The sequence below is a fragment of the Streptococcus sp. HMSC065H07 genome, from assembly GCF_001837325.1.
In the GTDB taxonomy this organism is placed as follows: Bacteria; Bacillota; Bacilli; order Lactobacillales; family Streptococcaceae; genus Streptococcus; species Streptococcus salivarius_H.
Map to the genome: position 1 here is coordinate 25,900 of NZ_KV832032.1, position 18,867 is coordinate 44,766.

An 18,867-nucleotide genomic window follows, 5' to 3' on the forward strand; every position below is an offset into this window, starting at 1 on the left:
CAAACTTATGTCAAAAATCGTAGTTGTTGGTGCTAACCACGCTGGTACTTTTAGTATTAATACTATTCTCGATAATTACGGAGACCAAAATGAAGTAGTTGTTTTCGACCAAAACTCTAACATTTCATTCTTGGGTTGTGGTATGGCCCTTTGGATCGGTAATCAAATCTCAGGTTCTGATGGTCTTTTCTATGCCAACAAAGAAGGACTTGAAAGCAAGGGCGCTAAAGTTTATATGAACTCACCAGTTGAGTCTATTGACTTTGATGGTAAAACTGTTACAGCCCTCGTAGATGGTAAAGAGCATGTTGAATCATATGACAAATTGATTTTGGCAACAGGTTCTCAACCAATCTTGCCTCCAATCGAAGGTGCCGAAATTAAAGAAGGTAGCCGTACTTTCGAAGCTACGCTTGAAAACCTTCAATTCGTTAAACTTTTCCAAAACGCTCAAGAAGTTATTGATAAATTGAACGACAAATCTCAAGATATCAAACGTGTGGCGGTTGTAGGTGCTGGTTACATTGGTGTTGAATTGGCTGAAGCTTTCCAACGTCATGGAAAAGAAGTTATCCTTATCGACGTTGTTGATACATGTTTGGCAGGTTATTACGACCATGACTTGACTGACCTTATGGCTAAAAATATGGAAAGCCACGGTATTAAATTGGCATTTGGTGAAACTGTTAAAGCAGTAGAAGGTGAAACTAAGGTAGAACGCATCGTTACAGATAAAAATGCTTACGATGTCGATATGGTTGTTCTTGCTGTTGGTTTCCGTCCTAATACAGCTCTCGGTGCTGGTAAGTTGGAAACATTCCGTAATGGCGCTTACCTTGTTAATAAAAAACAAGAAACATCAATCAAAGATGTTTATGCAGTTGGTGACTGTGCTACCGTTTATGACAATGCCCTCGATGATGTGAACTACATTGCCTTGGCTTCGAACGCTGTTCGTTCAGGTATTGTCGGTGGTCATAATGCCGGTGGTGGCGATGTTGAATCAAACGGTGTTCAAGGATCAAATGGTATCTCAATCTATGGTTTGAACATGGTATCAACTGGTTTGACAGAAGAAAAAGCAAAACGCTTTGGTTTCAATCCAGCAGTAGTATCTTCAACAGATCTTCAAAAAGCTGCCTTTATGGAAGATGAAAATGCAGACGTTACAATCAAGATTGTCTATGACAAAGATACACGCAAAGTTCTTGGTGCTCAAATGGTATCACGCATGGACATCTCTATGGGAATCCACATGTTCTCATTGGCTATCCAAGAAGGTGTAACTATTGACCGTCTTCAATTGCTTGATTTGTTCTTCTTACCACACTTTAACCAACCGCTTAGCTATATTGCTAAAGCAGCTATCTCAGCTAAATAATCTTAAACAGCTAATTCAGTCGAATTAGCTGTCTTTTTTTTTTAATACGAAAAAAGCCTCCTACTGGAGACTTTTATTTAACTAATGTTAGATTAGTTTTTTGAAGCTTCTTGGAATTCAGGGTTTTTCCATGCTTCATCAATGATAGCTTGCAATTCGTCAGCAGAAGCCTTCATTTTTTGTTGTTCAGCATCGTTCAATGGGATGTTAACTGGACGTACGATACCGTGTGCACCTACGATTGCAGGTTGACCGATAAAGACGTTGCTTACACCATATTGACCTTCTTGGAATACAGACAATGGAAGTACTGCATTTTCATCGTCAAGAATAGCTTTAGTGATACGAGCAAGGGCAACGGCGATACCATAGTAAGTAGCACCTTTTTTGTTGATGATTGTGTAAGCGGCATCACGAACACCTTCGAACAATTCAACCAATTCAGATTCTTGAACGTTTTGAGTGTCTTTAAGGAATTCTTCAAGGTTTACACCGGCGATGTTAGCGTGTGACCAAACGGCAAATTCTGAGTCACCGTGTTCACCCATGATGTAGGCGTGAACTGAACGAGCATCAACGCCAAGTTTTTCAGCAAGTGCTTGACGGAAACGAGCTGAGTCAAGTGAAGTACCTGAACCGATAACGCGTTCTTTAGGGAATCCTGAGAATTTCCATGTTGAGTAAGTCAATACGTCAACTGGGTTAGCTGCTACAAGGAAGATTCCATTGAAGCCTGATTCAACAACTTGAGTAACGATAGATTTGTTGATAGCAAGGTTTTTACCAACAAGATCAAGACGAGTTTCACCTGGTTTTTGTGGAGCACCAGCAGTGATAACTACAAGGTCAGCATCCGCACAGTCTTCGTATTTAGCTGCGTAGATTTTTTTAGGTGAAGTGAAAGCAAGCGCGTGGCTAAGGTCAAGCGCATCACCAACAGCTTTTTCGAACAATTGTGGAATTTCGATGATACCAAGTTCTTGAGCGATACCTTGGTTTACAAGTGCGAAAGCGTAAGATGAACCTACGGCACCGTCACCAACGAGGATGACTTTTTTGTGTTGTTTAGTTGCAGTCATGGGTCTAAACATCTCCTTATTTTTTAATTGGGTTACCCCGTACACTGCTTATTCTACCACTTTAAGTGATGGATGTCACGAAATAATAAGGAAATAATAGATGAAAGCGTTTACACAACTGAAAAGTAAAGCGTTTTATGGTATAATATTATAGAAATTTTCTATACTCTTTTATTAGAGTTTGGAATGATTTGAATGAAAGAAAAGAGGCATTTTTGAGTGCAAGATAATAATTTAATTGACGTTAATTTGACGTCTGAGATGAAGACGAGCTTTATCGATTATGCCATGAGTGTTATCGTGTCTCGTGCTCTCCCAGATGTTCGTGACGGTTTAAAACCTGTACAACGTCGTATTCTATATGGAATGAATGAGCTTGGGGTGACACCTGATAAGCCACATAAAAAATCTGCCCGTATTACCGGGGATGTCATGGGTAAATATCACCCACACGGAGACTCATCTATCTATGAAGCCATGGTTCGTATGGCGCAATGGTGGAGCTACCGTTACATGTTGGTTGACGGTCACGGGAACTTTGGTTCTATGGATGGTGATGGGGCTGCCGCTCAGCGTTATACTGAGGCGCGTATGTCTAAAATCGCCTTGGAAATGCTTCGTGATCTCAATAAGAATACCGTTGATTTTCAAGATAACTATGATGGATCAGAACGTGAGCCAATCGTTCTTCCGTCACGTATTCCAAACCTTCTTGTCAATGGTGCGACAGGGATTGCCGTTGGTATGGCGACTAACATCCCACCACACAATTTGGCTGAAACGATTGATGCTGTCAAATTGATGATGGATAATCCTGAAGTCACAACACGAGAACTGATGGAAGTTCTTCCTGGTCCAGACTTTCCAACTGGTGGCTTGGTCATGGGGAAATCTGGTATTCACCGTGCATATGAAACTGGTAAGGGTTCTATTGTTCTTCGTTCGCGTACTGAAATTGAAACAACTAAATCAGGTCGTGAGCGTATTGTTGTCACTGAGTTTCCATATATGGTCAATAAGACTAAGGTCCATGAACATATCGTTCGTTTGGCCCAGGAAAAACGTATTGAGGGAATTACAGCAGTTCGTGACGAGTCTTCTCGCGAGGGGGTACGTTTTGTCATCGAAGTGCGTCGTGATGCATCTGCCAATGTTATCTTGAACAATTTGTTCAAATTAACGCAACTTCAGACTAACTTCAGCTTCAATATGTTGGCCATTGAAAAGGGTGTGCCTAAAATCCTTTCCTTGCGTCAAATCTTGGCTGACTATATTGCTCACCAACAAGAAGTTGTGGTTCGTCGTACACAGTTTGACAAGGATAAGGCTGAGGCACGTGCCCACATTTTAGAAGGTTTGTTGATTGCCCTCGATCATTTGGATGAAGTGATTACGATTATCCGTAACAGTCAAACTGATGCTGAGGCTCAAGCTGAGTTGATGGCTCGCTTCGAACTCACGGAACGTCAAAGTCAAGCTATTCTTGATATGCGTTTGCGTCGTTTGACAGGTTTGGAACGTGATAAGATTCAAAATGAGTACAATGATCTCTTGGCTCTGATTGCTGATTTAGCTGATATTTTGGCAAAACCAGAACGTGTCATTGCTATCATCAAGGAAGAATTGGACGAAAGCAAGCGTAAATTTGCAGATGCTCGCCGCACAGAGCTTATGGTCGGAGAAGTTATTTCTCTTGAAGATGAGGACCTCATCGAGGAAGAAGATGTTGTTATCACTCTCTCAAATAAAGGGTATATTAAACGTTTAGCCCAAGACGAGTTCCGTTCACAAAAACGTGGTGGTCGCGGTGTCCAAGGTACTGGTGTTAACGATGATGACTTTGTTCGTGATATTGTCTCAACAAGCACTCATGATCACCTTTACTTCATGACTAATAAGGGGCGTGTATACCGTCTTAAGGGGTATGAAATCCCAGAATACGGTCGCACAGCCAAAGGTTTACCCATCGTCAATCTCTTGAAGTTGGACGAAGGTGAGACCATTCAAACAGTCATTAATGCTAAGAGTGATGAAGCTTCTGAAAATAATCACCTTGTCTTTGTAACTCGCCAAGGTCTAGTTAAACGTACAAAAGAAGCGGAATTTAAGAACATTCGTCAAAATGGGTTGATTGCCTTGAAACTTAGAGAAGGTGACGAGCTAATCAATGTCTTCTTGACTACTGGTAATGAAGAAATTGTCATTGGTACTAAATTTGGTTACAGTGTACGCTTCAAAGAGAACACTATTCGAAGCATGAGTCGTATGGCTGCCGGTGTTAAAGGGGTAACTCTTCGTGATGGTGACCAAGTTGTTGGTGCAGCTGCCATTACAGAAGACCAAGAAGTCTTGATTATCACTGAAAAGGGTTACGGTAAGCGTACCTCAGCTACTGAATACCCAACGAAGGGTCGTGGTGGTAAAGGTATCAAGACTGCCAATATCACAGAGAAGAATGGTAACCTAGCAGGTATTGTAACAGTGTTTGGTGATGAGGATATCATGGTCATCACCGATACAGGTGTTATCATCCGTACTGCCGTTGCTAATATTTCACAAACTGGTCGTGCCACTCAAGGGGTTAAGGTCATGCGTTTGGATGACTCTGCTCGTATTGTAACCTTTGCTTTAGTTGAGCCAGAAGAAGTTGAACAAGCTTCCGAAGATCAAGAAAGTGGTGACAACTAATGAGCAAAGATAAGAAAAATAACGTAACAAAAAAACGCCGTAAGTGGCTTGATATTCTTCGCTGGGTGTTGATTGTTGTTCTCTTAGTTGTTGGTCTAGCCTTGATTTTCAATAAGTCTATTCGAAACACAGTGATTGCTTGGAATACAAATAAGTATCAAGTGAGCAAGGTTTCTAAAAAGACTATTGAGAAAAACAAGGAAGCTAAGACTAGCTTTGACTTTGATACCGTTAAATCAATTAGTATAGAGTCTGTCTTGCAGGCACAGATGGATGCTCAAGAGCTTCCTGTCGTTGGTGGTATTGCTATTCCAGAGGTAGGTATCAATCTCCCTATTTTCAAAGGACTTGGCAATACAGAGTTGACTTACGGTGCAGGAACGATGAAAGAAGATCAAGTCATGGGTGGTGAAAACAACTATTCACTAGCTAGCCACCACGTCTTTGGTATTGCCGGTGCATCTGACATGCTATTTTCACCACTAGATAAGGCTAAGGAAGGTATGAAGATTTATCTTACGGATAAAAATAAAGTCTATACTTATGTTATTAGTGAGGTGAAGGTGGTCCAACCAACTGAAGTAGCAGTAGTTGATGATACACCTGGCAAGTCTGAAGTTACCCTTGTAACTTGTACGGATGCCGAAGCAACTCAGCGTACAATCGTCAAAGGTGAATTGAAATCACAGGTAGATTTTGACAAGGCAAGTTCAGATATTATTGAAGCCTTTAATAAGTCATACAATCAATTTCAAAGTTAAAAAAGGGCCTTCGGGCCTTTTTCAATGGAGGAAAATATGTTTTTAAATACAGTGCACCATGTTGCTATTATTGTTTCTGATTATGACTTGTCTCGAGATTTTTATGTCAATAAACTTGGTTTTGAGATTATTCGGGAAAATCACCGTCCGGAACGTCATGATTATAAGTTAGACCTAAGCTGTGGAGGTATAGAACTTGAAATCTTCGGCAATAAGACCAGTGATCCGAACTATGTGGAACCCCCAAAACGTCCGTCTTATCCTGAGGCATGTGGCTTACGTCATTTAGCTTTCAGAGTGACTAATATTGAAGAGGTCGTCCAAGAGTTAGAACAAAAGGGTATCTCCTGCCAACCTATTCGCAAGGACACTTTTACCGGTGAAAAGATGACTTTCTTTGCTGATCCAGATGGTCTTCCTTTGGAGTTGCACGAGTAGTTTTTTTGACCTTAATTTTTTAAGTCATGGTATAATAGGTGAGCGGCTGGGCCTAGAGTCAGTCGTCCTTTAGGAGATTATGGAATACTATTCTATTTTCGAAAGGAAACACACATGAAATTGAAAAAACTTCTTGTTACTGGGATGGCTATATTGGCTTCAGTAACAGCCTTTACTTCGGTTGCTCAAGCAGCAACATCATCACAAGTCCAAAAGGTTATTGATGAATCTTATGTTCAACCAGACTATGTGATGGGGTATTCATTGTCGGAAGAGCAACGAAATGAAACCTTGAATTTATTAGGGTATGATAGTAGTAAGGATACTAATGTCAAGACCTTGACGACATCTGCTTACGCTAATATCATGAATGTGGCTGACGATTCTAGTCTTCAGCTATATTCTTCGGTTAAGATTGCTAAGCTGGGTGCTAAGGAAACCTTGAGTGTAGAGATTGTGACACCGCAAAATATCACGAAAATCACTCCAGATATGTACCGTAATGCTGCCACGACACTTGGTATTGAACATGCTAAGATTACGGTAGCAGCACCAATTGCAGTTACAGGAGAAAGTGCCCTGGCTGGTATTTACTATTCCCTTGAGCAAAATGGGGCTAAAGTTTCAGATGAAAGTAAAGAGCTTGCGCAAGAGGAACTTAAAACCCTTTCTCAAATCAATGAGGAAAATTCTGGTAAGACTGACTATGATGCAGACAAGCTTAATGTAGCTATGACTGATATTAAGTCAGCTGTTGCTGATAAAGGGAATAAGTTGACTGAAGATCAAGCTAAAACGATTGTTCAGCAAACCATCAATAACTACAACTTGGATCTTTCTGATACGCAAGTTAATCTTCTGGTGAATTTTGCTTTGAATTTGTCTAAGTCTTCAATCATTGACAGTGCTAGCTTTAAGTCAACCTTGAGTTCACTTAAAGATTCTATCGTTTCGAAAGCTGGTAATACCTTCTCTGGAATCAACCTAAACTTTAATGCCAACAAAACCCTTGAGAATAGCAAAAATATTTTTGCACAAATTTGGCAAGCTATCGTAGATTTCTTTACAGGACTGTCTAAATAGTAAAAGAGCTATCCGTTTGGATGGCTTTTTTCTATTTTTCAGAAAATATGTGAAATGCTATTGAAATTATTCCAACAATTGTGTAAAATGGTAAACATGAATTCAGATTATTCTGAAAATTTGTTTTAGGAGATTCTCTTATGTCACAAACAAGTGTAACTAGTCAGTCTACCTGGCGTAGTAAAATAAAAGCAATGGGACCCGGTATCCTAATGGCTTCGGCGGCCGTAGGTGGTTCCCACATCGTTTCATCTACCCAAGCGGGTGGTTCTTATGGATGGGCCTTGTTAGGCTTGGTTATTCTGGCTAACCTCTTCAAATACCCATTCTTCCGTTTTGGTGCTGAGTATACCGCAGATACGGGTAAAACCCTTGTTGAAGGTTATGCTGAGAAAGGTAAGTTCTATCTTTGGGTATTCTTTATTTTGAATGTCTTTTCAGCCTTGGTTAATACTGCAGGTGTTTCTATTCTTTGTTCAGCCATCATTGCTAGTGCCTTTCCAATGCTTGGTTTGAGTATTACCACATGGTCAATCATTTTGGTTGCAATCATTTGGGGTATGTTACTTTTTGGTGGTTACAAACTTCTTGATGGTATGGCTAAATGGATCATGTCAGCCTTGACTATTGCAACAGTAGCAGCAGTTATTATTGCGGCAATCAAACACCCAGAGTACAGTGCTGACTTCGTTGAAAAAACACCATGGCAGTTAGCAGCCCTTCCATTTATCGTTTCACTTCTTGGATGGATGCCAGCTCCAATTGAAATTTCAGCCATTAACTCACTTTGGTCAGCTGAGAAAAAGAAAACGGTTGATTTTAACACTGATGATGCCCTCTTTGACTTTAACGTTGGTTACATCGGAACAGCTATTCTTGCAGTATTCTTTGTAGCACTCGGTGCTCTTATCCAGTATCCAACTGGTAAACCAGTAGAAGCAGCATCAGCTAAGTATATTGCTCAGTTTGTTGGTATGTATGCCTCAGTACTTGGTGAGTGGTCACGCTATTTGATTACTTTTATCGCTTTCTTGTGTATCTTTGGTACTGTGATTACTGTTATCGATGGTTATTCACGTGTTAACGAAATTTCTCTTCGTCTTTTGTTTAACCAAAAAGAAAAAAATCAAACACCATTGAATGTTTGGATGACATTGACAGCTATTCTTGGTCTCATCATTATTTTCTTCTTCCAAGGTCAAGTAGCAACAATGCTTCGTTTTGCCATGATTGGTTCATTCCTTACAACACCTTTCTTTGCGCTTTTGAATTATGTACTTGTTACAAAAGCAAAGAGAGACCTTCCAACTTGGTTGAAAGGACTTGCTATTGCAGGTTTGATTTTCTTGTTCGGATTTGCCCTCTTCTTTATCTGGGCTTTGGCTATTGGTAAAGCAGGTTAATAGGATTAAATGGTTTCCATATGGAAGCTGTTTTTTTATTTTAAAGGAGGGGAGTAGGAGAGATTACAGCCAAGAGAATACAAAAAAACCATTCCAATTGGAATGGCTTAACAACAAGATGTTGCTTATTTGAGACCGTATTTTTTGTTGAAACGATCCACGCGTCCGTCTGCTTGAGTGAATTTTTGACGGCCAGTGTAGAATGGGTGTGAATCTGATGAAATTTCTACACGGATAAGTGGATAAGTTTCACCTTCGAATTCAACTGTTTCGTTTGAGTGTTTAGTTGAACCGCTAAGGAATTGGTAACCAGTAGTTGTGTCCATGAATACTACTTGACGGTAATCTGGATGGATATCTTTTTTCATGTTAAAATATTTCCTTTCTGCCATGGTACTTTCCGCACCATAGTTTTTTTAACTATTTTAGTTTATCAAAAGGTGGTCTTCTTGACAAGTCTTTTTTACTATTTTTTAGGAAATTCGCATTTTGTAAATGCCACCTGTCTGAAAGCATCGATTATCTTTATCAACGATGATAGCTTCAAGATTTGGTTGTGAACTAACTTCCTGGAAAATGCATTCTAGACTTGAGCCAAATAAACGTGTCGTCCAAATTTCACCATCGACTGAGAGGGATGAAATGATGGTAAGACTAGCTAGATCACTAGAGACAGGGTAGCCAGTTTGACTATCGAAAATATGATGATAGGTTTTGCCATTTATTTCAAAAGTGCGTTCATAGATTCCTGAAGTGACAATAGATTGGTCTCTTATAGCAAGCACCATAAGATTTGTGTTTCTAGTCTCCTTGGGATTTTGAATACCAATCCGCCATTTTTTATCAGGATTATGGAGAGCTGGTCCAAAGGTTAGAACATTACCTCCAAGATTGATTAGGGCACTGGTCACTTTTTCCGCTTTAAGAAAATCTGCAATACGATCTGCAATATATCCCTTTGCCAGGGCACCAAGATCAATTTTCATCCCTTTTTCTTTGAGAAAAACGCTTTGATTTTCCTCGGATAGAACAATGGCATTGGGATTGATAATTTGCAGGAGCGGACGAATTTCTTCAGGCAGAGGCAACTTGGCATCCGAAAAACCAATGCGCCAAGTCTGAATGAGAGGTCCTATGGCAATGTTAAGGTGACTTTCAGGTTGGCAGCTATGCCATTTTCCAAGAGCAATAAGTTCAAAAAGCTCTGGGTGAACCGTCACCGAATGTAAGCCTGCTGCCTTGTTAATTTTCATGAGTTCGGAACTGTCATCATTGGCTGAGAAACGCTTATTGTAGGTATGTAGGAGTGCTTCAACCTGGTCTAGCAGGGGTTCTGGTTCTTCATGATAGATAGAGACGTCAATCACAGTCCCCATGAGACGTACACGACGATTAGTGAGTTGCATGGGCAACGGTATCCTTGATTTCTTGATAGATTTGTTCGTTTTCGTCTAAGCTGTAGGAATTGGCACCACTAGCAAGTGGGTGGCCTCCACCGTCATGACGTTTAGCAATCTCGTTGATGACAATGCTTTTACTGCGCAGACGTACACGGTAATGCCCTTCAGGCTGCTCTACGAAAATAGCCCAAGATTCGACGCAATCAATACGACCTGGAGTGCCAACAATTGCAGAACTTTCAGCATCAGTGACATTGAATTCATCCAAAACCTTTCGTGTCAAGACAACTCGAGCTGCACCATTTTCATCGACTTCTAGATTATCGAAAACATAACCTTGTAATTTAGCAATTTTGAATGGGAAACTATCCATACGACGAGCCATTGCTGCAAAATCAAAGTCGTATTCACGAAGTTTAGCCGCAATTTGAAGTGTTTTAGGTGTCGTAGACGGAAAGAGGAAGCGACCTGTGTCGCCAACAATACCATTGTAAAGAACACGAGCAGCGGCATCTGACAAGGAAAGGCCAAGAGTGAGAGCCCAGTCAGTCACAATTTCGCTGGCACTTGAAGCAGTCGTATCAACTAAGAGGAGGTCGCCGTAGGCATCGTCGTTAGGATGATGGTCAATTTTGATAAGAAAGTCCCCCTTATCAAAACGGTCGTCGTCGATACGAGGAGTGTTGGCTGTATCGGTAACAATAACAAGCGCTCCTTCATAGTCTTGATCAGTTACCTTATCCATTTCAGCAATCCAAGATAAGGTAGGTTCATTGACACCTGTCGCAAGAACCTTTTTATCTGGAAAGTTTGTTTTTAAAATTTCCTTCAGTCCTACCTGACTACCAATGGCATCAGGGTCAGGTCTTTGGTGGCGGTGAATAATAATAGTGTCATGGGCTTTAATTTTTTCTAAAATAGCTTGAAATACAGTCATGAATATCTCCTTGTGATTTTTTTTCTATTATATCATGAAATAATAGAAAAACGGTTAGCCTAGGCAAACCGTTGTAAAACTAGATATCTTTATAGTCGACTTCAAGTCCACGTTTAACCGCAGGACGGTTGGCAATTTTTTCAGTCCATGCTTGAAGGTGCTTGTATTCTTTAACATCAAGGAAAATACCAGCCTTGTCCCAAATCTTATCTTGAGCAAGACGGCCATACCAAGACCAGATTGCGATATCAGCGATAGTGTATTCATCACCAGCAATATAAGGTTTGGTTGCTAATTCTTTATCTAGCAAGTCAAGTTGGCGTTTGGCTTCCATGGCAAAGCGGTTGATGGCATATTCGATTTTTTCAGGTGCATAGTGGAAGAAGTGCCCAAAGCCACCACCTAAGAAGGGAGCAGCACCTGTTTGCCAAAAGAGCCAGTTGAGAACTTCCGTACGTTTTGCGTGATCAGTTGGAATGAGTTTTCCGAATTTTTCAGCCAAGTAAAGCAGGATGTTAGCTGATTCAAAGACACGAACCGGTTGGTCTTCAGAGTAATCCATCATGGCTGGAATCTTTGAGTTTGGATTGATCGAAACAAAGTCGGATCCGAATTGGTCACCGTCACCAATCTTAATACGATAAGCGTCATAGCCCGCTTGAGTCACACCGAGTTCTTTCAGTTCTTCAAGCATGATAGTTGCCTTGATACCATTAGGTGTCGGAAGAGTATAGAGTTGGAAAGGTTGGTCACCTTTAGGTAAAGTTTGTTCAAAACGTGCACCAGCTGTAGGTTGATTGAGGCCGCCCCAGGCACCTCCCATAGAGGTTGGATTTTGCCAAACTTCTGGTAAAATATAGTCAGACATAAAGTTTCTCCTTGTATTCTTGATAGTTACATCCTAACAAAATGCTAATGGCATTTCAAGAATCTACTACGTCCTATTAGCGCGACACCTTGACTTTTTCTATAAGAATGATAAGATAGTAAAAATTAATTTTTATCTGATAAAAACATAATGTTTAGAGAGGAAGAAAAGAATGACTGCTATTGATTTTCATAAGCTGGCTAAAACAGAACTACACTGCCATTTGGATGGTTCTCTATCATTGGAAACTATTCGTCACCTAGCTGACTTAGCAAAGATTGAGTTACCTAAGGATGATGCGGAGCTCAGACACCATGTGACAGCCCCGGCTACCTGTGAGAGTCTCCTAGATTATCTAGAGGCTTTTGATTATATTCGTCCTTTGCTTCAAACAAAGGAAGCTTTGACCATTGCGGCTTATGATGTCGCTAAACAGGCTGCTCTTGAAAATGTTATCTATATTGAAGTGCGTTTTGCTCCCGAATTGTCAATGGATAAGGGGTTGACTGTCGCTGAAACCATTGATGCCGTTTGTCAAGGCTTACGTCAAGCTCAAGAAGAATTTGGAATTGTAGCTAAGGCCCTAGTTTGTGGCATGCGTCAATCAAATCAAGATTTAACGGCTCGTATTCTTAATGAAGCAAATAAGGTTGAAGATAGTGACTTTGTTGGTTTTGATTTTGCCGGAGATGAGCATCATTATGGACCTAAAGCGATTAAACCTCTAATTGAACAAGTCCAAAGTTACAACCGTCCGATGACTTTTCATGCTGGAGAGTGTGGTTGCCCTGCTTTTTTGGCTGAGTCGATTGCCATGGGAATTAAGCGTAATGGCCATGCAACAATCTTGGCTCAGGAGCCTAAGCTTTTGGAAGAGTTTGTCAAAAATGGTGTCACAGGAGAGTTATGTTTAACAAGTAATCTCCAGACCAAGGCAGCCGTTACAGTTGATGATTTTCCTTATCTAAAAATGAAAGCGGCAGGTGCTAATATTACTATTAATACGGACAATCGTACCGTTTCTGATACAAACCTGACCAAAGAGTACGAACTCTATCACAAGCATTTTGATAGCTCAGTTCAAGACTTCTATGCTCATAATAAGACAGCAATCGAAGCTTCATTTGCTAGTGATGAGGAGAAAGAAGAACTCCTTGAAAAATTGGCTAAAGCCTATTCATAAGAAGTTATTAGACTGGTAAAACTATATTAGGGTGATAAGATTGAGCCGTTTGAAACACAAGTTAAACCTATCATAAAAATAAGGGAGTGAGGCGAACTTTTTTCAAAAATTGTTCAGTCTCCCTCCCTTTTACGCTTGGAATTATGATAAAATAAGTACAATACATATTTTAGAGGAGACTGGTTTGGCACAACTTTATTTTCGCTATGGCACTATGAATTCTGGGAAATCCATTGAAATTCTTAAGGTTGCCTATAATTACGAAGAACAAGGGAAACCAGTAGTATTGTTGACCAGTCGTTTGGATAATCGAGATGGGGTCGGCTATATCTCTAGTCGTATTGGCATGAAGAGGAAGGCCTATCCTATTGGTGATGATACGGATATTTTTGGTTACATTGCTCATATGGATCCACGACCTTACTGTGTTTTAGTTGATGAGGCTCAGTTTTTGACCCGTGCGAATGTCTATGATTTGGCACGAATTGTTGATGAGTTAGATATCCCAGTGATGGCTTTTGGTCTCAAAAATGATTTTCAGAACAATCTCTTTGAAGGTTCTAAATACCTTTTGCTTTTGTCTGATAAGATTGATGAGATTAAGACCATTTGTCATTATTGCTCGAGAAAGGCAACCATGGTTCTTCGTATGGAAGATGGTAAGCCAGTTTATGAGGGAGCACAAGTTCAAATTGGAGGCCACGAGAGTTATATCTCTGTTTGCCGAAAGCACTGGTTTAATCCACCTCACGAAAACATAATCCCTTTGAATAAGGCCTAAAATGACTATTAGTTATATAAGGAGAAAAGATAACAAATGAATATTTATGATCAGTTACAAGCGGTTGAAGACCGTTATGAGGAATTGGGTGAATTGCTTAGTGACCCTGAAGTCGTTTCAGACACTAAACGCTTCATGGAGTTGTCACGTGAAGAAGCAAATACTCGTGAAACTGTGACAGCTTACCGTGAATACAAGCAAGTCATCCAAAGTATCTCAGATGCTGAAGAGATGATTAAGGAAGCAAGCGGTGATCCTGACTTGGAAGAAATGGCTAAGGAAGAACTCAAAGAATCCAAAGCCGCTAAAGAAGAGTATGAAGAACGATTGAAAATTCTTCTTTTGCCAAAAGACCCTAATGATGACAAGAATATTATCCTTGAAATCCGTGGGGCTGCAGGTGGTGATGAAGCTGCCTTGTTTGCGGGTGACCTTCTAGCTATGTACCAAAAATACGCAGAAACACAAGGTTGGCGCTTTGAGGTCATGGAAGCCTCTTATAATGGTGTCGGTGGTATCAAAGAAGTGGTTGCCATGGTTTCAGGGCAATCCGTGTATTCTAAACTCAAATATGAATCAGGAGCACACCGTGTGCAACGTGTGCCTGTGACTGAAAGTCAAGGTCGTGTTCATACCTCTACAGCAACTGTTTTGGTTATGCCAGAAGTTGAAGAGGTAGAGTACGAAATTGATCCTAAGGACCTTCGTGTCGATATCTATCACGCTTCTGGTGCCGGTGGTCAGAACGTCAATAAGGTTGCGACTGCGGTTCGTATGGTTCACATTCCTACTGGAATTAAAGTAGAGATGCAAGAAGAACGTACACAACAGAAGAACCGTGATAAAGCTATGAAGATTATCCGTGCGCGTGTTGCGGACCACTTTGCACAAATCGCTCAAGATGAACAAGATGCTGAGCGTAAATCGACTGTTGGTACAGGGGATCGTTCAGAGCGTATCCGTACTTACAACTTCCCGCAAAACCGTGTAACTGATCACCGTATTGGTTTGACCCTTCAAAAATTAGATACGATTTTGGCTGGGAAAATGGATGAAGTCATTGATGCCCTAGTTCTTTACGATCAAACTCAAAAATTGGAAGAGCTTAACAAATGATTTTAGCGGATGTCCTGGCTGACTATGAGAAGCAGCTTGATGCTGTTGGCGAAGAGCCAGAGGCCCTTTCCTTCGTTTATCGTGGTTTGAAGCAATGGGACTTGACTCATTTTGTTCTTCAATTGCGTCAAGAAGTTTCAGATGAAGATGCAGAGTTGTTAGCTTATGTATTCAGCCAACTAATGAATCACAAGCCTGCTCAGTATATTTTGGGCTATGAAGACTTTCATGGCTTGCGTTTTCAGGTTGATGAGCGTGTCTTGATTCCACGTCCTGAAACTGAGGAACTAGTGGATTTGATTTTAGCGGAAAACCCTAGCTCAGAGCTCAAGATTCTTGATATCGGAACTGGGAGTGGTGCTATTTCGGTATCTTTGAAAAAGAGTTGCCCCTTTTGGCAAGTAACAGCTAGTGACTTGTCAGCTGACGCCTTAGTACTTGCTAAAGAGAATGCTAAACTAAATCAGGTAGACATTAGCTTAGTGCAATCGGATGTTTTCGAAAATATTTCTGGTAGTTTTGATATCATTGTGTCAAATCCTCCCTATATTTCTGAAAATGATAAGAACGAAGTTGGTACCAATGTCTTGGCTAGCGAGCCCAAAATGGCTCTGTTTGCTGATGAAGAGGGACTTGCTATTTATAGACAGATTATTGAGGACGCAGATAAGTATTTAACTCCAAAAGGAAAGCTCTACTTTGAAATTGGCTATAAGCAGGGCCGTGATTTGAAGAAACTCTTGTCTCTACATTTTCCAGATAAGCGTGTGCGTGTTCTTAAGGACCAATTTGGGCAAGATAGAATGGTCGTGATGGATGATGAAAAGTAATAAAGTGTTAAGAGAAATCTTGGCTGACGGTGGAGCAGTTGTCCTTCCCACAGAGACTGTTTATGGTCTATTTGCTAAGGCTATGGATGAGAGTGCTGTGAACCATGTCTATGAGCTGAAAAATCGTCCTAGAGATAAAGCTATGAATTTGAATGTCGCTTCTTATGAAGATATCCTGTCTTATTCAAAAGAGCAGCCCGACTATCTCAAAAAAATTTATGATGCTTTTTTGCCTGGACCTTTGACTATCATTTTAAAAGCTAATGATAAAGTCCCCAGATGGATTAATTCAGGATTGGCGACGGTTGGCTTCCGTTTGCCAGACCATCCTGTTACTAGAGAGCTGATCCAAGCGGAAGGGCCTTTGATTGGTCCCTCAGCCAATAAGTCTGGGAAGGCTAGTGGTCGTTATTTTGACGATATTAGAGTACAATTTGATTTTCAGGTGACTGGCTATCAAGATGATGATGCCTTGTTAGGGGTAGATTCGACGATTTTAGACTTGTCTGTGTTACCTGCTAGGATTCTCAGACAAGGGAAAATTACAAAAGAAGACCTATTGGCGACTCTACCAGAGTTGACCATAGAATAAATGACTAACAGAGACCTATGAAAGTGTGAGATAACTTTCGACTATATGCGGGCGAGTTGATTGAAAGCCCATTAGACCTCAAAGGAGACCTCTATGATTTTTGATAAAGATGATTTTAAAGCTTATGATGCTGAACTATGGAACGCCATCGATGCTGAGGCTGAACGTCAGCAAAACAATATTGAGTTGATTGCCTCTGAGAACGTGGTATCTAAAGCAGTAATGGCTGCTCAAGGAACTCTCTTGACTAACAAGTACGCAGAAGGCTATCCAGGTAAACGTTACTATGGTGGTACAGACGTGATTGATGTGGTCGAGTCTCTTGCTATTGAGCGTGCCAAAGAACTTTTTGGAGCAAAATTTGCCAACGTGCAACCTCACTCAGGTAGCCAAGCCAATGCAGCAGTTTACATGTCTTTGATCCAACCAGGTGATACGGTTATGGGGATGGATTTGTCAGCGGGTGGTCACTTGACACATGGTGCACCAGTTAGCTTCTCTGGTAAGACCTATAACTTTGTGGCATACAACGTTGATAAGGAAACTGAACTCCTTGATTACGATGCTATTCTGGCTCAAGCTAAAGAAGTACAACCAAAACTCATCGTGGCTGGAGCTTCAGCTTACTCACGTATTATTGATTTTGCTAAATTCCGTGAAATTGCTGATGCTGTAGGTGCTTACCTCATGGTAGATATGGCTCACATTGCAGGTCTTGTAGCCTCTGGTCATCATCCAAGTCCAGTTCCTCATGCACATGTGACCACTACAACAACTCACAAGACACTTCGTGGTCCTCGCGGTGGTTTAATTTTGACTGATGATGAAGATATCGCTAAGAAATTGAATTCTGCGGTCTTCCCTGGTTTGCAAGGTGGTCCATTGGAACACGTTATTGCTGCTAAGGCTGTTGCTCTTAAAGAAGCACTTGACCCTGCCTTTAAGGAATATGGGGAAAATGTTATCAAGAACGCAGCTGCCATGGCTGACGTTTTCAATCAACATCCAGATTTCCGTGTTATCTCAGGTGGAACTAACAATCACCTCTTCTTGGTTGATGTGACTAAAGTTGTTGAAAATGGTAAGGTTGCACAAAACGTTCTTGAAGAAGTTAATATTACTTTGAACAAGAATGGTATTCCTTACGAGCAATTGTCTCCATTCAAGACATCTGGTATCCGTGTTGGTAGTCCAGCCATTACAAGTCGTGGTATGGGTGAAGCTGAGAGCCGTAAAATTGCTGAATTAATGGTTGAAGCTTTGGAAAATCACGATAAACCTGAAGTTTTGGAACGCATTCGTGGAGAGGTTAAAGCTCTTACAGATGCTTTCCCACTCTATTAAAAAATATGTTAGATTTATATATTAAACGCATTATCATTCACCAGTTTTCGCCAAATGATACGGAGCTGGTTTTAGCAGAAGGGCCTCTTGAAATAACGCCACGCTTAGATGAGTATTTTAGAAAGAAACTCTCTAAAGTTTTCTCTGATGAGGCTAAACGTGGCTTTTTCGATGCAGAGAATGTTTTCATTAGTCATCTAGGAGATGATTTGATGGAAAGCTCAGTTAAGATTGCCCAACTTTGGAAGGAAGAATTTGTCATTTCTGAAGATCAAAAGACCAATGATTTGGTCTTTATTCAGTTTGACAAAGAAGGGCAAGAGTATTTTGCTTTCTTGCGTATTGCTCTCAAGGACAGTTTGATTCATTCTTTGGGAGATAGCCAACATCCTATTCAATTGTCACAAAATAATTTGCCTTCTGCGGCCCAGACACCTGATGAAGCTTTGGTAATCAATCGTAGTAGTAAGCAGTATTATTTGATTGAAAAGCGAATCAAGCATAATGGAAGCTTTGCCAATTATTTCTCTGAAAATCTGTTGCAAGTCCAGCCTGAACAATCTGTCAAAAAATCGATTAAGATGGTTGAAGATACTGCCCAGAAGATTGCCGAGAATTTTAATCAGGATGACTTTAACTTCCAAGGAAAAATGAAATCTGCTATTTTCAATAATTTGGAAGAAGACCAAGAGTTATCACCTGAAAAATTGGCAGACCAGCTCTTTGATAATAATTTGACAGCTCGTTTGACTTTCGTTGATGAGCTCAAAGAGGCTATACCTGAGCCTATTTCGGTATCAGATATTGACCATTCACGTCAAATTAAGAAATTGGAGAATCAAAAATTATCGTTATCGAACGGAATTGAGTTAATCGTGCCTAATAATGTGTATCAGGATGCTGATAGTGTTGAATTTATTCAAAATCCTGATGGCACCTACTCTATTCTCATCAAAAATATCGAGGATATCATCAATAAATAA

At 40.5% G+C, this 18,867-nt stretch carries 18 protein-coding genes; 13 read left to right on the forward strand and 5 right to left on the reverse strand.

The genetic code is table 11. The annotated features are described in order from the left end of the window. Positions 1–7: 7 nt before the first annotated feature. The gene (nox, locus tag HMPREF2637_RS05515; RefSeq protein WP_048675487.1) at positions 8–1,381 is read left to right on the forward strand and encodes a H2O-forming NADH oxidase; all 1,374 of its coding nucleotides are present in this window, start codon (positions 8–10) and stop codon (positions 1,379–1,381) included. A gap of 92 nt (positions 1,382–1,473) precedes the next feature. Here nox and HMPREF2637_RS05520 read toward each other — a convergent pair whose 3' ends face one another. Continuing rightward, positions 1,474–2,460 carry an L-lactate dehydrogenase gene (locus tag HMPREF2637_RS05520; protein ID WP_037600761.1) on the reverse strand — a complete coding sequence of 329 codons (987 nt, stop codon included), beginning with the start codon at positions 2,458–2,460 and terminating at the stop codon, positions 1,474–1,476. Between the two features lie 219 nt (positions 2,461–2,679). Between HMPREF2637_RS05520 and gyrA the strand changes: the two genes are divergently transcribed. The 5 genes from gyrA to HMPREF2637_RS05545 all read left to right on the forward strand — a co-directional run bounded on the left by gyrA (position 2,680) and on the right by HMPREF2637_RS05545 (position 8,833). Beyond that, complete coding sequence (gyrA, locus tag HMPREF2637_RS05525; RefSeq protein WP_064525071.1) at positions 2,680–5,148, forward strand: DNA gyrase subunit A; 2,469 nt, start codon at positions 2,680–2,682, stop codon at positions 5,146–5,148. Further along, positions 5,148–5,909, forward strand: coding sequence for a class A sortase (locus HMPREF2637_RS05530; protein WP_064525068.1), 762 nt, complete (start codon positions 5,148–5,150; stop codon positions 5,907–5,909). Before gyrA ends, HMPREF2637_RS05530 begins: the two co-directional genes overlap by 1 nt. A gap of 36 nt (positions 5,910–5,945) precedes the next feature. Next, positions 5,946–6,347 carry an SMU1112c/YaeR family gloxylase I-like metalloprotein gene (locus HMPREF2637_RS05535; RefSeq protein ID WP_064525065.1) on the forward strand — a complete coding sequence of 134 codons (402 nt, stop codon included), beginning with the start codon at positions 5,946–5,948 and terminating at the stop codon, positions 6,345–6,347. A gap of 114 nt (positions 6,348–6,461) precedes the next feature. Further along, entirely contained in the window at positions 6,462–7,430 is a 969-nt protein-coding gene (locus tag HMPREF2637_RS05540) for a DUF1002 domain-containing protein (protein ID WP_037600827.1), read from the forward strand. Positions 7,431–7,570: 140 nt separating this feature from the next. Beyond that, positions 7,571–8,833 carry an NRAMP family divalent metal transporter gene (locus tag HMPREF2637_RS05545; protein WP_064525062.1) on the forward strand — a complete coding sequence of 421 codons (1,263 nt, stop codon included), beginning with the start codon at positions 7,571–7,573 and terminating at the stop codon, positions 8,831–8,833. Between the two features lie 125 nt (positions 8,834–8,958). Here the strand turns inward: HMPREF2637_RS05545 and HMPREF2637_RS05550 are convergent, their stop codons facing one another. The 4 genes from HMPREF2637_RS05550 to yghU all read right to left on the reverse strand — a co-directional run bounded on the left by HMPREF2637_RS05550 (position 8,959) and on the right by yghU (position 12,038). Continuing rightward, the gene (locus tag HMPREF2637_RS05550) at positions 8,959–9,201 is read right to left on the reverse strand and encodes a type B 50S ribosomal protein L31 (RefSeq protein WP_003093591.1); all 243 of its coding nucleotides are present in this window, start codon (positions 9,199–9,201) and stop codon (positions 8,959–8,961) included. Positions 9,202–9,306: 105 nt separating this feature from the next. Beyond that, positions 9,307–10,239: an FAD:protein FMN transferase gene (locus HMPREF2637_RS05555; protein ID WP_060971338.1), complete on the reverse strand. Its 933-nt coding sequence runs from the start codon at positions 10,237–10,239 to the stop codon at positions 9,307–9,309. After that, positions 10,226–11,170 (reverse strand): DHH family phosphoesterase, encoded by a 945-nt coding sequence (locus HMPREF2637_RS05560; RefSeq protein WP_064525059.1) that lies wholly within the window; start codon positions 11,168–11,170, stop codon positions 10,226–10,228. The genes HMPREF2637_RS05555 and HMPREF2637_RS05560 overlap by 14 nt, the downstream gene beginning before the upstream one ends. 79 nt (positions 11,171–11,249) lie before the next feature. Next, a complete protein-coding gene (gene yghU, locus HMPREF2637_RS05565) occupies positions 11,250–12,038 on the reverse strand; it encodes a glutathione-dependent disulfide-bond oxidoreductase (protein ID WP_037600781.1) in 789 nt (262 codons plus the stop codon). A gap of 172 nt (positions 12,039–12,210) precedes the next feature. Here yghU and add point away from each other — a divergent pair, with 172 nt between their 5' ends. The 7 genes from add (at position 12,211) to HMPREF2637_RS05600 (ending at position 18,867) form a co-directional block, all read left to right on the forward strand. After that, entirely contained in the window at positions 12,211–13,221 is a 1,011-nt protein-coding gene (gene add, locus HMPREF2637_RS05570) for an adenosine deaminase (RefSeq protein WP_064525056.1), read from the forward strand. 184 nt (positions 13,222–13,405) lie between these two features. Beyond that, on the forward strand, positions 13,406–14,002 hold the full coding sequence (locus HMPREF2637_RS05575; RefSeq protein WP_070839570.1) for a thymidine kinase: 597 nt from the start codon (positions 13,406–13,408) through the stop codon (positions 14,000–14,002). Between the two features lie 36 nt (positions 14,003–14,038). Further along, positions 14,039–15,118 (forward strand): peptide chain release factor 1, encoded by a 1,080-nt coding sequence (gene prfA / locus HMPREF2637_RS05580; RefSeq protein WP_004182370.1) that lies wholly within the window; start codon positions 14,039–14,041, stop codon positions 15,116–15,118. After that, the gene (gene prmC, locus HMPREF2637_RS05585; RefSeq protein WP_070839574.1) at positions 15,115–15,948 is read left to right on the forward strand and encodes a peptide chain release factor N(5)-glutamine methyltransferase; all 834 of its coding nucleotides are present in this window, start codon (positions 15,115–15,117) and stop codon (positions 15,946–15,948) included. Before prfA ends, prmC begins: the two co-directional genes overlap by 4 nt. Beyond that, positions 15,935–16,540 (forward strand): L-threonylcarbamoyladenylate synthase, encoded by a 606-nt coding sequence (locus HMPREF2637_RS05590; RefSeq protein WP_070839577.1) that lies wholly within the window; start codon positions 15,935–15,937, stop codon positions 16,538–16,540. The genes prmC and HMPREF2637_RS05590 overlap by 14 nt, the downstream gene beginning before the upstream one ends. A 93-nt stretch (positions 16,541–16,633) precedes the next feature. Further along, positions 16,634–17,884: a serine hydroxymethyltransferase gene (glyA, locus tag HMPREF2637_RS05595; RefSeq protein WP_070839580.1), complete on the forward strand. Its 1,251-nt coding sequence runs from the start codon at positions 16,634–16,636 to the stop codon at positions 17,882–17,884. A gap of 5 nt (positions 17,885–17,889) precedes the next feature. Further along, positions 17,890–18,867, forward strand: coding sequence for a nucleoid-associated protein (locus HMPREF2637_RS05600; protein ID WP_002891157.1), 978 nt, complete (start codon positions 17,890–17,892; stop codon positions 18,865–18,867).